Origin of the sequence: Oceanobacillus caeni (assembly GCF_019037185.1) — a bacterium.
GTDB classification, from domain to species: domain Bacteria; phylum Bacillota; class Bacilli; order Bacillales; family Amphibacillaceae; genus Oceanobacillus; species Oceanobacillus caeni.
The window spans coordinates 68842-82273 of record NZ_JAHHXM010000003.1; the positions used below are offsets into that span (position 1 = coordinate 68842).

Below are 13432 nucleotides of genomic sequence, written 5' to 3' on the forward strand. Positions count from 1 at the left end.
TCTTTTCACTTCCCTTACTTATTCTTGAATCGTTGCTTCGTATCCATGATTCGCTAAAATATTTAGGCTATTTTGTTGTGTTTCTTTTGTATAGAAGCTTAAACGTAATGCTCCAGTTATACCTTCCCTAATCTCTAAAATTTCAATGTTTTTAATACTTATCTTCATATTTGCTAACAGTAATACTATTGATGCAATAGCACCTGGTTTATCGGCAATATCAACATAAATATCATAAAAACCTGGAATCGCTCCCTTATCCTTAACAGGCAATCCATCTCGATAATTTTTGGCATTCGTTAAATATGTAATCATTTCTTGTTTTTCATTATTTTCAACAAGAGATTTTATATCTGTCATCTCTTGTATCCAGCCTTCTAATAATTTTAAAAGCTTCTTGCGATTATGATAAAAAATATCCTGCCATAACTCTGGATTACTGGAAGCAATCCTAGTAATATCACGGAATCCCCCCGCTGCAAGATTCGGTAAAAAAGAGTGAGTTTCTTGCCATTTTCTTGCTTGATGAACGAGTGATGAAGCAATTAAATGTGGAAAATGAGAGACAACCCCAGTCATTTCGTCATGTTCGTCTGAATTAAGTACAACAAATTGACATTTTGTTTGTTTTAAAATTTCTTTCAGAGTCTTTACATGTGCTTCTTTACTGCGTATAGATGGAGTAAGAACATAAATTGCGTTTTCAAACAAATGTTCCTTCGCTGCTTCCACCCCTTTTTTATGAGAACCGGCCATAGGATGCCCACCTATAAATACAACCTTCTCATTTTGTATTTGTTTCGCAGACTCTATGATAGATCCCTTAACGGATGATGTATCAGTCACAATTACTTCTTTCGTTAAAGAAATTGTATCTAGTTCCTTTAGTAATCTAATAGTTTCTGATATAGGAGCGGCAAGGATAATAATATCTGCATGTTGGGCTGCTTCACTGAAATTTGTACTAGCCTCATGAATCATTCCATTATGTAATGCAAATTCTAAGCTATCCTCTTTTACATCAAATCCTATAACATGATTTTCGTTTGTTTTTGATATATTGATTGCAAGAGAGCCTCCAATTAGACCTAATCCCGCAATTAAAATTGTTTGATTCAAACTTATTCACCCTTAATTAAATCTGGTCTTAGTTTTACTGCTTCATTATGATAAATATGATGGATTTCTTCCTGCGGTGTCGTTGTATTGGTTACCATCATGATCCGAATGCATCTTTCAAGACTGTTAGGTACATCGATTTCTGCCATACACATGACCGGAACATATTTCCACCCTTCAATAGTCCTTAATACTTTTGCGGGGAAAGTAGCCGTTAAATCTTTAGTGACAGAAATAAACACATGGGATACATCATGTGCTTGTACCCTATTTTCCTCTATCATTTCTTCTAGTAAGTTTTTTGTGACATCTAAAATTTCCTTTTCATCATTAGCAAGCGCTGTAGTTGCCCCACGTATCCCCCGCGTCATCTTATCACCTTTTCCATAAACGATTGTAAGTATGAATCAATTACTTCATCATCAAAATCTTTCACAGTTGGTTTACCGACTTTCTCCAATAAGACCATTTGTATTTTTTTATTCGTAGCTTTTTTATCCGATTTCATTCGTTCGACTAATTTTTTACTGGTACATTCCCTTATATCAAGTGGATAATCATTGTTTTTAAACCAAGTAAGTAAGGATTCAAGAGGTAAATCAACCTCAAACTCTTTATTGCTTACATATAGTGCAAACAACAAGCCTATTGCAACTGCTTCTCCATGAGTTAATTTTCCATAACTCAATTCTGCTTCAATTGCATGACCTAATGTATGACCTAAGTTTAAATATTTTCTCACACCCGACTCATTTTCATCTTCTTCCACAATTTTCGCCTTTACTTTAATACCAAATGATAAATGTTTCTTTAATTCATCTTTTGAAATTTCGTTTAATCGTATATTCATTAATTGATTAAAAGTAGACTCGTTAGAAATTAGAGCTTCTTTAACTAATTCAGCATATCCGGAACGTATTTCTATATCACTTAGTGTTGATAATGTTTCCACATCGTAAATAACAGCTACTGGGGAATTAAAGTTACCAATCATGTTCTTGCCGAGTTCATGATTAATAGCTACTTTTCCGCCCACACTACTATCATGTGCTAGAATGGTAGTAGGAACTTGGATAAAATCTATACCACGCATATATGTAGCAGCCACAAATCCAGCTAAGTCTCCTACAACTCCCCCACCTAAAGCAATTACAAGGGATTGACGATCTAATCCATATTGAATAGCATCCGTATGTAACTGATAAAAGACATCTATGTTCTTTGATTGTTCACCAGCCGGAATGATGGATACATAAACCTTCTCATTCGCTAGACTTTCTTTAACCGCATCAAGGTGTAATTTAGCTACCTTATCATCTGTGATAATTAAGATAGATGAATATTTTTTTGTTAAATATTGATGAAGGGTATATCTAATACCCTCACCAATCATTATTTTATATTCATGTGTACTGGACTTAACTTCAAGCTTTTCCATTAAAAGCACCTTATTTCTTCACGATATTCATCTATAGCCTTTTTAAGTTTTGAGAATTGATCATTAGGAAATTGCTCCGTTATCGCTTTAGCAAGTTCAAATGCCACAATATGTTCCATAACTACTGAAGCTGCCGGTACTGCACAAGCGTCCGATCTTTCAACAGTTGCTTTAAATGGTTCTTTCGTTTCAATATCAACACTTTGTAGAGGTTTTAACATGAGAGTTGGGATAGGTTTCATCACTCCCCGAACTACAATCGGCATTCCAGAAGTCATGCCACCCTCAAAACCACCTAATCGATTCGTTGTACGGTAGTAACCTTTGTCTTCACTCCAAGCAATTTCATCATGAACTTCACTACCATTTTTTCTTGCTGCTTCAAACCCAATTCCAAATTCAACGCCTTTAAAAGCATTGATACTCATCACAGAACCAGCTATCCTTGCATCTAGTTTGCGATCGTAGTGTACATAGGAGCCTATTCCTGCAGGCATTCCTTCGACATAAACTTCACAGATGCCACCAATCGAATCTCCAATTTTTTTAGTTTCATCGATTTTATCCATCATTTCTTTTTCGACATCTTTATCAAGTACCATTACTGGGGACTCCGAAGAAATAGATTTCCTCTCTTCAATCGATAAGGAATCCATATCTTTAGCACGAATTCCAGCTATTTCTTTGACATAGCCAACAACTTCAATTCCAAGTTGTTTAAGCAATGTTTTAGCAACAGCTCCAGCAGCAACACGAGCAGCCGTTTCTCTGGCAGAAGAACGTTCTAATACGTTTCGCATGTCACGATGCCCATATTTTAATGCACCGTTTAAATCAGCATGACCAGGTCTTGGTTTAGATACAATCCTTCTTACTTCTACATCATCAGAAATAGGATCTTCCCCCATAATATTCGTCCAATGTTTAAAATCATCATTACTAATAACAAGTGATATAGGGGAACCTAAAGTGTATCCATGACGAACCCCGCCAGTAATATTAACTAAATCTTTTTCGATTTGTTGTCTTTTCCCTCTTCCATGACCACCTTGTCTACGTAGTAATGATTCATTAATAACCTCTTTTGTAATGGGCATTTGTGCCGGTAAACCTTCTATTATAGTTGTTAATTGTTTTCCATGAGACTCTCCTGCTGTTAAATAACGCAACTTACATTCTCCTTTTCCACGCATATTATTAGAATGCTAAATATTTTCTAACTACTATAGCATATATTCTATTATTTGTGATAAAAATTTTAGAAATAAATTAACTTTTAATAGCTGAAATGTTAAACTAACAAAAATTAAATTTTCTGATAAAAGAACGTATCTATTAATTTAAAGTTATATTGGTCAGGATTAAAAATTTGTTCTGTACTTCCGACAAATAGAACTCCGTTTGGTTTAAGGCTTTTTCCAAAACCTTTATAAATCATATCCTTAGCTTCATCCGTAAAATATATCACAACGTTTCGGCAGACAATGAAATCCATATTTTTAGGATAGGGATCTGCTAATAGATTATGTTTTTTATATGTAATATCTTTTTTTAATGACGGATCAATATAAAACAGTTGATTTTTTTCTGTAAAATATTTTTTTACTAGTGGTTGAGGAAGGTCTTTTAAAGCCTGTTTTGGATAAATACCATCCTTTGCACGTTGTAATACATTCTCATCGATATCCGTTGCTAGAATTCTAACTCTTATATTAGGAAAATACTCGCGTAATAAAATAGCCAAACTATAGGCTTCTTCGCCTGTGGAACAAGCTGCACTCCAAATAGATAACGACTGATTATTTTTTAATAATAGGGGAAATATTATATTTTTTAATACTTCCCATCTTTTTGGATTACGATAGAATTCTGAAACGTTTATTGTTAATCGATCAATAAATTCATTTAGTAATTCGCCATTTGTTATTAATTCATTATAATAACTTTTAAAACTAGTAAAACCACGTTTATTTCTTAGTGTTGTGATACGCCTTCTCATTTGCGCTTCTTTGTATAAATGAAGGTTAATCCCTAATTTGCTATGTATTTGATTTATAAATTGATAATAGTCTTCCTCTATCATCAATGAACCACTCCCTATACTTTCCTACTAAAAAACCTCCGTCACATCAAACGGAGGTATACTAAACTAATATATCCAAGAACTATCTTGTTTCTCATAAGATAGTATTTCATCTTGGTTGAAAAATAGGTTGATTTCACGTTCTGCACTTTCTGGTGAGTCAGAACCGTGTATCACATTTTTCCCAACAGTTAATCCATAATCTCCTCTTACTGTTCCAGGAGAAGCTTCAGAAGGATTTGTTTTCCCCATCATATTTCGAGCCGTACTTATTACATTTTCACCTTCCCAAACCATTGCGAACACCGGTCCGGAAATGATGAATTCTACCAACTCTCCAAAGAAGGGCTTTTCTTTATGCTCTCCATAATGCTGTTCAGCTAGTTCTTGAGAAATAGACATCAATTTAGCACCCGCAAGTTTATAACCCTTTGATTCGAAACGGCTTACAATCTCTCCAATTAAGTTTCTCTGTACCCCATCTGGCTTAACCATTAAAAAAGTTTTCTCCATAAATCTACACCCCTATATGTATTATACTAGACTTGATAAAAAAACTTGGCATTCGCTAAGGCGAATGCCTTAGTTGCACTTATACAGACGGGAAAGATTTTTCACTTTCCTACCTGCCTAGTAAATCTTATCAAATTTATTAGAAAATAACAACATATTTTATCCCACCTAAACGGGCAGTAAGACTCCCACCTCAAACTTTTGGGGTGACAAAGAAGGTAGGTGGGAGATCAACTGTCCGTAAAGGTCCGATAAGTGCGACTAACCATCAATAGAAATGAAGGAAAACCCCCACTGATGGAAGTCTTCTTTATGAGCGTCTCTTACCGATATATTTTGCTATATCTTCTAAAGTTTTTCTAGCCTTTTTATCTGGTAGACTTTTCAATGTATGAAGTGCCTTTTTTAAGTAAAGTTCACTTAATTCATAGGATTTTTCAATGGCGCCAACGGATTGTAATTTATTAATGATTTCATTCATTTCTTTTTTGGAGACATTTTCCGGATTATGGAAAGTACGTTTCAATAACCTATTAAAATCTTCATTTTGCATACCATATAGAATTGGCAGTGTAATGTTTCCTTGCAATAAATCATTACCTGCAGGTTTCCCGAGAACCTTCGAGGTAGAGGTGAAATCTAATATATCATCAATAATTTGATACGACATTCCAATGTAATATCCATATTGAAACATTTTCCTGGATTCTTTGTCTGATAGTCCCGAAACAACTCCACCTAGTTGACAACTAGTTGCTATTAATAAAGCAGTTTTTCTTTTGATTCTTCTTAGATAATTTTTCAAATCTTGGTTCCAGTTGAATCGATCTTTCATTTGTTCAATTTCACCAATGCATACTTCAACAATTGTCTTAGATAAAATACGATGAACATTAGGATTTTTAAGGGAAGTAATTTCCTCTAATGCCCTTGCTAATATATAATCCCCAGTATACATAGCAACTCGATTTCCAAATCTTTTTTTTATGGTTGGTTTCCCACGTCTTAATTCCGCTTCATCAATCACATCATCATGAACTAGGGTTGCCATATGTATTAATTCTAATGAAACCGCAACTTTTTTTATTTTTTCAATATCAAATTCACCTAATTGCCCCGATAAAAGTACAAACACTGGACGAATCCTTTTTCCTCCAGCATTTAATAATTCCGTTGAAGCATTACGTAAAATTGGATGATTAGCTTGAATTGTTTGGTGTAAAGATGTTTCAATAAAATCTAAATCTTTTTTTAAATATCCATATGTTTTTGGAAGTTTCATGTGCTTCACCTTTATAATTACACATCTAATGTGTACAGATTGTTTCTATTTTTTAAACCCCATATGCATCGCGGCGACTCCAAACGTATAACTTTTTACCTTTACTTTGGAGAATCCAGCTTCTTTAAACATTTGTTTTAATTTTTCTTTATTTGGAAAAGACCTTGTTGATTCATTTAACCAAGCGTATTCATCGTAGCTTTTGGCAAAAAGTCTACCAAACAAAGGCATAATAAAACGAAAATAGAAAAAGTATAATTGTTTAATACCGATTGTGGTAGGTTGTGACGTCTCTAAGCATACCACTTTTCCACCGGGTTTAACTACACGATACATTTCTTTTAAAACCGTCATATAATCAGGAACGTTTCTAAGACCAAACCCAATTGTTACATAATCAAATGAATTATCTTCAAAAGGCAATTCCATCGCGTTCCCATGTATTAGCTTAAGATGTTTCAAATTTTTCTCTTCTTTTTTCTTTTCCGCAATAGATAACATATTTTTACTGAAATCCAAACCAACAACAGATCCATTCTTGCCAACTGCCTTAGCTAAAGAAATAGACCAATCTCCAGTACCGCAACAAACATCTAAAGCACTGGATTTATTTTTAACCTTCATTCTTTTCATAACATCTTTTCTCCATGCTTTATGACGTTGAAAAGAAATAATCGAGTTCATCGAGTCATAATTTTTATAAATTTTTTCAAATACGTGATGAACACGTTCTTCTTTAGATTGTTCTTCCATATTTATCCCTCTTCCACAATGGAGGTTTTATAGTTTAACAACTTTGAGTTTATTTGTTTATCTATATAAGTCACTATTTCCTTATCATGAAGATTATCTCTGAAGTCCACTGATAACTGCTGCTTAAGAGTTAAGATTTTTTCCTCAATCAATAATTTCAGTTGATGGAGGAATGAAGGATTACTATCTACAAATTTGCTGATAAAGACAGAATGTTCATTATTATTAAACATATTTCTTTCATGAATTAATCTTTTAATTAGTAACCATTCATTAGCTAAATCATTTAAAGATGAGTCATTAAAATACTTAGCAACGTAAGAAAGCAGTAGAGTATCTATTTTTTTTATAATCGAAACACTTTTTTCTAAAAGGTTATCATCTAGATAATATAGGTTCATCTTGTTCTCATTGATTTCTTTAATGGCAATAGATAAGGTCTGAATAAAATCAAACTGGTCTATTTGTGCAAGTAAATAATAATACTGACCACTATAAAAATCACCAGCTAGGACACGTAATTGATTAGCCTCTTTTTCTTCTTGGTTCATATCATGATGAAAAGCTACTGGAACATGTTCATGGGTATCTAACGCAATCTGAACTAACATAGTAGTTATAATGAATTGTGTCTTTTCGATAAAGGATAGGGTTGATTGCCTATTGATAAGTGTTGAGATAAACATCAATTTATCTTCATCAATAGTGGGGTTCCCTATTATCTGTTTTATGTATGAATGATTTAATTTATCTTTTAATTGTTTCTTTATAAATTCAATATCTATGCCAGATGTAGTCAAAAAAATCACCTAAAGCCTTTCTAGCCACTCTTTAACTGCTCTAGTCATTATAGCATAATTCTTATATGAACCAAATGGTTGTTTTTCTATAATGTAAATTGACAAACTTATTCAGATTCCATTTCACCATTACTAGTTTGGATTAGCGCTTTCCCTCTAACTTTTACAGCTGATGTATGTTCCGTAAACTGAGCAATCATCACTTCACCTTTATCTAGTTTTTCGGAATGGTGAAAGCGAGTATCTGTTCCTCTAGTTAATCCAATTACATTCACGCCATCTTCCAATGCTTTTATGACAAAAAAGTCGGAATTATATTTCGTATTATTATCCATAGGAATCCTCCTAAATCTTTATTTATTCTACCATTTTATATTGAAACCATCCTTAATTATAACAAAAACTTATTATGTAATAGGTTACCAAACTTGCAAGATTCCATAGGTACAGTAAGAAGGTTTTATACTTTTATACTTTCTTACTCAAAGAAAAAGGATACGTTAAATAACGTATCCTTTTTATCTTGCCCGTATGTATTTATTTAACTACATCTTTTAGGGCTTTACCTGGTTTAAATGCCGGAACCTTGCTTGCAGGGATTTCGATTTCTTCACCAGTTTGTGGATTACGACCTTTACGTGCAGAACGTTCACGTACTTCAAAATTTCCAAATCCAATTAATTGAACTTTTTCACCATTTTTAAGTGAATCCATGACCGCTTCAAAAACCGCATCTACAGCTTTAGTTGCATCTTTTTTAGAAAGCTCGCTTTTTTCAGCAACTGCATTAATTAAGTCTGTTTTATTCATGACATTCACCTCCTCCCAAAAACTTACAAATAAAATCAGAACAAAATAACTATTTAAAATCATTTGTTCACTATTTTGTCCATTTTTATACGTCTGATCATCAAAGAGAATTGATGACAAGGCTTATAATAACTGAGATTACCATAAAATTCAACAATTAGTGCCTATTTCCTTAAATATTTTTTATCAGGAATCCTTTTTTCAATGAAAGAACTAACCATTTTGAATTTAAACCGATTGATCATCTCAAGTATTATTATAAGCAAATCTTACTAATGATACAAATACGACATCTATATAGGAATTCCTTTTAAATTTTTGAAAAATTTTTAAAAAGTAAAAAGCAGCTTTTAATAAAGCTGCTATAAAATAATCGCTATTAAACTACCTGTTCCTTCGTTAATAATTCTTTCCAATGTATCTTTTAATTTATACCTTGCATTTTCTGGCATTAATGAGATCTTTCCTTGTATTCCTTCCCTTACTATGGAACTTAGTGATCTTCCAAAAATATCAGACTCCCAGATCGATAATGGATCTTCTTCAAAGTCTTGCATTAAATACCTAACCAGTTCCTCGCTCTGTTTCTCTGTTCCAATAATTGGGGCAAATTCTGATTCCACTTCCACTTTAATCATATGGATAGATGGTGCTACTGCCTTTAATCTAACACCAAATCTTGACCCTTGCCTTATGATTTCAGGTTCATCTAATATCATATCTTCCAAACTTGGTGCAGCAATTCCATAGCCTGTTTGTTTTACCATTTGTAAAGCACCTGCTACTTGATCATATTCCCTTTTCGCATGTGCAAAATCCTGCATTAATTCTAATAAATGATCTTTTCCTCTAATCTCTTCCCCTACAATTTCTTTCAGCACTTCATCATATAAGTGATCTGGAGCATGAAGATCAATTTCAGCTACCCCTTCTCCCATTTCCATACCAGCTAAACTAGCTTTTTCAATATAATCATACTCATCAAAGTTTCCAACGATGAAATCCACATCTCTTAATCTCTTAATATCTTTTACTGTATTTTGAATTGCTTCTTGATAATTTTCTCTTAGCCAATGATTTTCTTTAAGAACCATTACCCAACTAGGTAAGTTTACGTTTACCTCTAATACAGGAAACTCAAACAATGCTTCACGCAATATACTATTTACATCATGTTCGGACATGGATTCCACGTTTATAGCTAAAACAGGGATATCATATTCCTCTGTTAGTTGATTACGAAGAAGTTCCGTTTCTTGGCTAGATGGTCTTGCAGAGTTAATAACTAAAATAAATGGTTTACCCACTTCTTTCAATTCTTCTACGATTCTAGCTTCGGCATCTATATAATCAGCACGTGGAATTTCACCAATCGTTCCATCTGTCGTTACAACTACACCAATCGTAGAATGTTCTTGAATTACTTTACGTGTTCCAATTTCTGCAGCATCATGAAAAGGAATTGGCTCTTCATACCATGGTGTGTTGATCATTCTAGGACCATCTTCATCCTCAAATCCTTTGGCACTTTCCACCGCATATCCAACACAGTCTACCAAACGAATATTTACGTCCAATCCTTCATCCACATTGACTGAAACCGCCTGATTTGGAATGAATTTTGGCTCTGTCGTCATAATAGTTTTCCCTGCAGCACTTTGTGGTAATTCGTCGTGTGCTCTTTCTCTCTCTCCTTCATCCTCAATATTCGGTAAAACAACTAATTCCATAAATCGCTTTATAAAAGTTGATTTACCAGTTCGAACTGCCCCAACTATACCTAAATAAATATCCCCATTTGTCCGTTTTGAAATATCTTTAAAAATATCAATCTTTTCCAAAAGATCCCCTCCCGATCTTGTATCCTTGAATTTCAGATAAACTACGAATAATGACATTAAAAGTCTATGATGTTGTCCTATCAAAATATGACTTAACTTATTAATAAAGGAGAAAAAATAATATATTAAAAACAAATAAACCCTTGCAACAATATATGTTACAAGGGAAAAAATATGTTAAATATTAATTAATTAAAAATACGGGTTCATCATTTTTAATAGTATACGGTAATGAATACGCTGGGAGAAATGGTGTATTTTCCGCTAATATATAACGGATATCGTCCCCTTCTTTATAATTATGCTCGTACTTTTGTAATGCATGATTTAAATCTATACGATAATCCACATATAACTTTCCATTTACATCCATTACAATTGGTAGTTGTTCCTTTGAATATGGACTTTCCACAGTTGGTGTGGATTCTAGGCCAATTTTTTTATAATCTATAGAATAAACATCACCAGCTATTACTTCCCCAAATGGAGGATAAAGATGTTCATCACGATATGTATTGATTCGGATATTGATGGAACGGATTGTTTCTGTCATTGTTAGATCAATTAATTTCACCCTTGGTTGATCATCCGGTGTAATCAGGGCATATTGATATTTCCCGCCATTTTCAAATGCATTACCAGGAATTTCTGAAATAAAACCTCTTTCTTTTAATAGATTAAAATCAATCAAGTATTTTTGGAAAATCGGGGTATCGCTTTCTTTTGTTCGTATTGGTACTAAACCATCCGTTGCTTCACGGTAATCATCTACTGCTTGTTGGATACGTTCCAATTGATCCTCATAGGCTTCCTGATTTTTAGACTTTTCACTTTCCGGATAGAGACAGCCACTTAAAATAGAAATAGAAATTAACAAAACAAACATTAGTTTAAAGGTGTATTTCAATTATACCTCCTCCTTCTCCACGACTATGCGGTCGGACCACTTAAAACAATATAAATGATAATAAAGGCGCCTAAAATTAAACTGATATAAGCAAATAATGATACGATTCTAGCTATCCAACCTTTTAATTTGTATCGGCTAAGAAAAATAAGTCCCATAGCCAAAAATAATAAAAGCATCCCAACAAAGGATATATACATTTTAAGCATCGAAATCGACAATTTTTTCACTCCCAAAAATTTATATGCAAATCGTATTATACCATACGTGTTCAATTTCTAAGTATTAAAAAAGCAATTTTAACGAAGCGAAACTTATTCAGTGGGCATTTACTTCCACTTTCTCCTATAGAATGTTCATTCTTTATGAAAAAAAACAATAAAAACCGAGATGAAGGGGGCTTTCTTCACCTCGGTGTTGACTAAATAAATTCCATGCAAGCTCTATCTTTGAATGCTTGTGCGGTTTATTTTATGCATGTAAACGAATTAATGTATCCTCACTTGCCCAGTATTGTTACTTTTTAAATAAATTATTTAAAGATTGTGCGTCTTTGGGTATTTTATTGTTAGTGATAGCTTGAACAATATGGTCTTCTTTCTCCTTTGATAATGGTTTATTAGCCATTTTCGCTAGATGACGTACCAGATTACGTACCGTTTTCTCGTCTTGAAAATTTGCATTTTTTACAGAGTCTGCTACCTTTAAAATATCTTGTGGATTTATATTTGAGTTTTGCTGTATTTTGTCAAACATTCCTTTTTGGAAATTATTCACAATTCCTTCCTCCTTGCATTTTTAGTTCAAAATAGTATATGCAAGGAGTTTCATTACGTGTTATTTTGAATAACGTTCGTATAATAAATGAGCAATATCATCCATTTCTTCTCGTTTAGAACGAGTCATTAATTGCTCCACTATTTCTTTAGGTTCTTTATGATTATAGAGAACATCATATATTCCTGTTGTAATCGGCATTTCAACATTCTCTTCCTTAGCAAATCGATACGCAGCCTTTACTGTTCTAACACCTTCTACAACCATACCCATTTGCTCGAGGACGTCATTTAAAGGTTGTCCCTTCCCTAATAAATTACCTGCACGCCAATTCCTACTATGTACGCTTGTACACGTTACAATTAAATCTCCTACACCAGAAAGTCCTAGAAAACTTAATGGATTTGCACCTAGTTTTGTTCCCAGTCTTGCTATTTCAGCTAAACCTCTTGTAATTAAGGCAGCTTTAGCATTGTCACCATAACCTAACCCATCTGAAATTCCTGCACCTAATGCAATAATATTTTTCAATGATCCCCCTAGTTCAACACCTAAAACATCTGTACTTGTGTAAACTCTGAAAGCATCATTGGTAAAAATATCTTGCGCAATTTTTGCATATTCTTCGTTCAAGGATGCTACGGTTACAGTTGTAGGATGTCTTAAAGCCACGTCTTCCGCATGGCTCGGACCGGATAATACCACGATATCGTCGTAGTTATAATGTTCTAACTCTTCATCAATCATCTGTGATACTCTTTTTAGACTACCTGGTTCAATCCCTTTAGAAGCATGAATAATTGGCACTGGTCGATTGAGAATTTTATTAAGCTCTTTCGAAACTTCTCTTATCGCTTTTGTTGGAACAACTATTACTATTGCCTTTACATCCTCGACAGCCTTTTCTATACTTGAAAACGCAACAATATTTTCTGGAAGGGGTACATGAAGATAACGTTCATTTTTATGATGCTTATTAATTTCTTCCATTTGTTCTTTTTTATAAGTCCATAAATTTACATGATAATTATTATCTGATAGTACAATGCTTAAAGCTGTACCCCAACTTCCAGCACCTAGAACTGCAATTTTATCCAATTGTCTTCCCC

Annotated in this window: 16 protein-coding genes; all 16 read right to left on the bottom strand. The window is 33.5% G+C overall.

All coding sequences use genetic code 11. The features are described 5' to 3' along the window. Positions 1-18: 18 nt before the first annotated feature. A complete protein-coding gene (locus KM885_RS02865; protein WP_047185022.1) occupies positions 19-1119 on the bottom strand; it encodes a prephenate dehydrogenase in 1101 nt (366 codons plus the stop codon). Between the two features lie 2 nt (positions 1120-1121). After that, the gene (gene aroH, locus KM885_RS02870) at positions 1122-1490 is read right to left on the bottom strand and encodes a chorismate mutase (RefSeq protein WP_047185021.1); all 369 of its coding nucleotides are present in this window, start codon (positions 1488-1490) and stop codon (positions 1122-1124) included. Beyond that, positions 1487-2557: a 3-dehydroquinate synthase gene (gene aroB, locus KM885_RS02875; protein WP_047185020.1), complete on the bottom strand. Its 1071-nt coding sequence runs from the start codon at positions 2555-2557 to the stop codon at positions 1487-1489. Before aroB ends, aroH begins: the two co-directional genes overlap by 4 nt. Then, a complete protein-coding gene (gene aroC, locus KM885_RS02880; RefSeq protein ID WP_047185019.1) occupies positions 2557-3726 on the bottom strand; it encodes a chorismate synthase in 1170 nt (389 codons plus the stop codon). Before aroC ends, aroB begins: the two co-directional genes overlap by 1 nt. Before the next feature lie 137 nt (positions 3727-3863). Further along, on the bottom strand, positions 3864-4640 hold the full coding sequence (locus KM885_RS02885) for a CheR family methyltransferase (RefSeq protein ID WP_047185018.1): 777 nt from the start codon (positions 4638-4640) through the stop codon (positions 3864-3866). Between the two features lie 66 nt (positions 4641-4706). Continuing rightward, positions 4707-5153: a nucleoside-diphosphate kinase gene (gene ndk / locus KM885_RS02890; protein WP_047185017.1), complete on the bottom strand. Its 447-nt coding sequence runs from the start codon at positions 5151-5153 to the stop codon at positions 4707-4709. A gap of 310 nt (positions 5154-5463) precedes the next feature. Further along, complete coding sequence (gene hepT / locus KM885_RS02895; protein ID WP_047185016.1) at positions 5464-6435, bottom strand: heptaprenyl diphosphate synthase component II; 972 nt, start codon at positions 6433-6435, stop codon at positions 5464-5466. A gap of 45 nt (positions 6436-6480) precedes the next feature. Beyond that, positions 6481-7188 carry a demethylmenaquinone methyltransferase gene (gene menG / locus KM885_RS02900; RefSeq protein WP_047185015.1) on the bottom strand — a complete coding sequence of 236 codons (708 nt, stop codon included), beginning with the start codon at positions 7186-7188 and terminating at the stop codon, positions 6481-6483. Between the two features lie 2 nt (positions 7189-7190). Next, positions 7191-7988, bottom strand: coding sequence for a heptaprenyl diphosphate synthase component 1 (locus KM885_RS02905; RefSeq protein WP_216883502.1), 798 nt, complete (start codon positions 7986-7988; stop codon positions 7191-7193). Between the two features lie 107 nt (positions 7989-8095). Then, entirely contained in the window at positions 8096-8323 is a 228-nt protein-coding gene (gene mtrB / locus KM885_RS02910; RefSeq protein ID WP_047185014.1) for a trp RNA-binding attenuation protein MtrB, read from the bottom strand. A 202-nt stretch (positions 8324-8525) separates the two neighbouring features. After that, positions 8526-8798 carry an HU family DNA-binding protein gene (locus tag KM885_RS02915; RefSeq protein ID WP_047185013.1) on the bottom strand — a complete coding sequence of 91 codons (273 nt, stop codon included), beginning with the start codon at positions 8796-8798 and terminating at the stop codon, positions 8526-8528. A gap of 362 nt (positions 8799-9160) precedes the next feature. Further along, positions 9161-10639: a stage IV sporulation protein A gene (gene spoIVA, locus KM885_RS02920; RefSeq protein ID WP_047185012.1), complete on the bottom strand. Its 1479-nt coding sequence runs from the start codon at positions 10637-10639 to the stop codon at positions 9161-9163. 184 nt (positions 10640-10823) lie between these two features. Further along, entirely contained in the window at positions 10824-11546 is a 723-nt protein-coding gene (locus KM885_RS02925; RefSeq protein ID WP_244986889.1) for a hypothetical protein, read from the bottom strand. A gap of 23 nt (positions 11547-11569) precedes the next feature. Beyond that, positions 11570-11767, bottom strand: a complete 198-nt coding sequence (locus KM885_RS02930; RefSeq protein WP_047185011.1) for a DUF2768 domain-containing protein — start codon at positions 11765-11767, stop codon at positions 11570-11572. Between the two features lie 295 nt (positions 11768-12062). Continuing rightward, on the bottom strand, positions 12063-12323 hold the full coding sequence (locus tag KM885_RS02935; RefSeq protein ID WP_047185010.1) for a stage VI sporulation protein F: 261 nt from the start codon (positions 12321-12323) through the stop codon (positions 12063-12065). Between the two features lie 60 nt (positions 12324-12383). Continuing rightward, positions 12384-13421, bottom strand: coding sequence for an NAD(P)H-dependent glycerol-3-phosphate dehydrogenase (locus tag KM885_RS02940; protein WP_216883503.1), 1038 nt, complete (start codon positions 13419-13421; stop codon positions 12384-12386). Positions 13422-13432 lie beyond the last annotated feature (11 nt).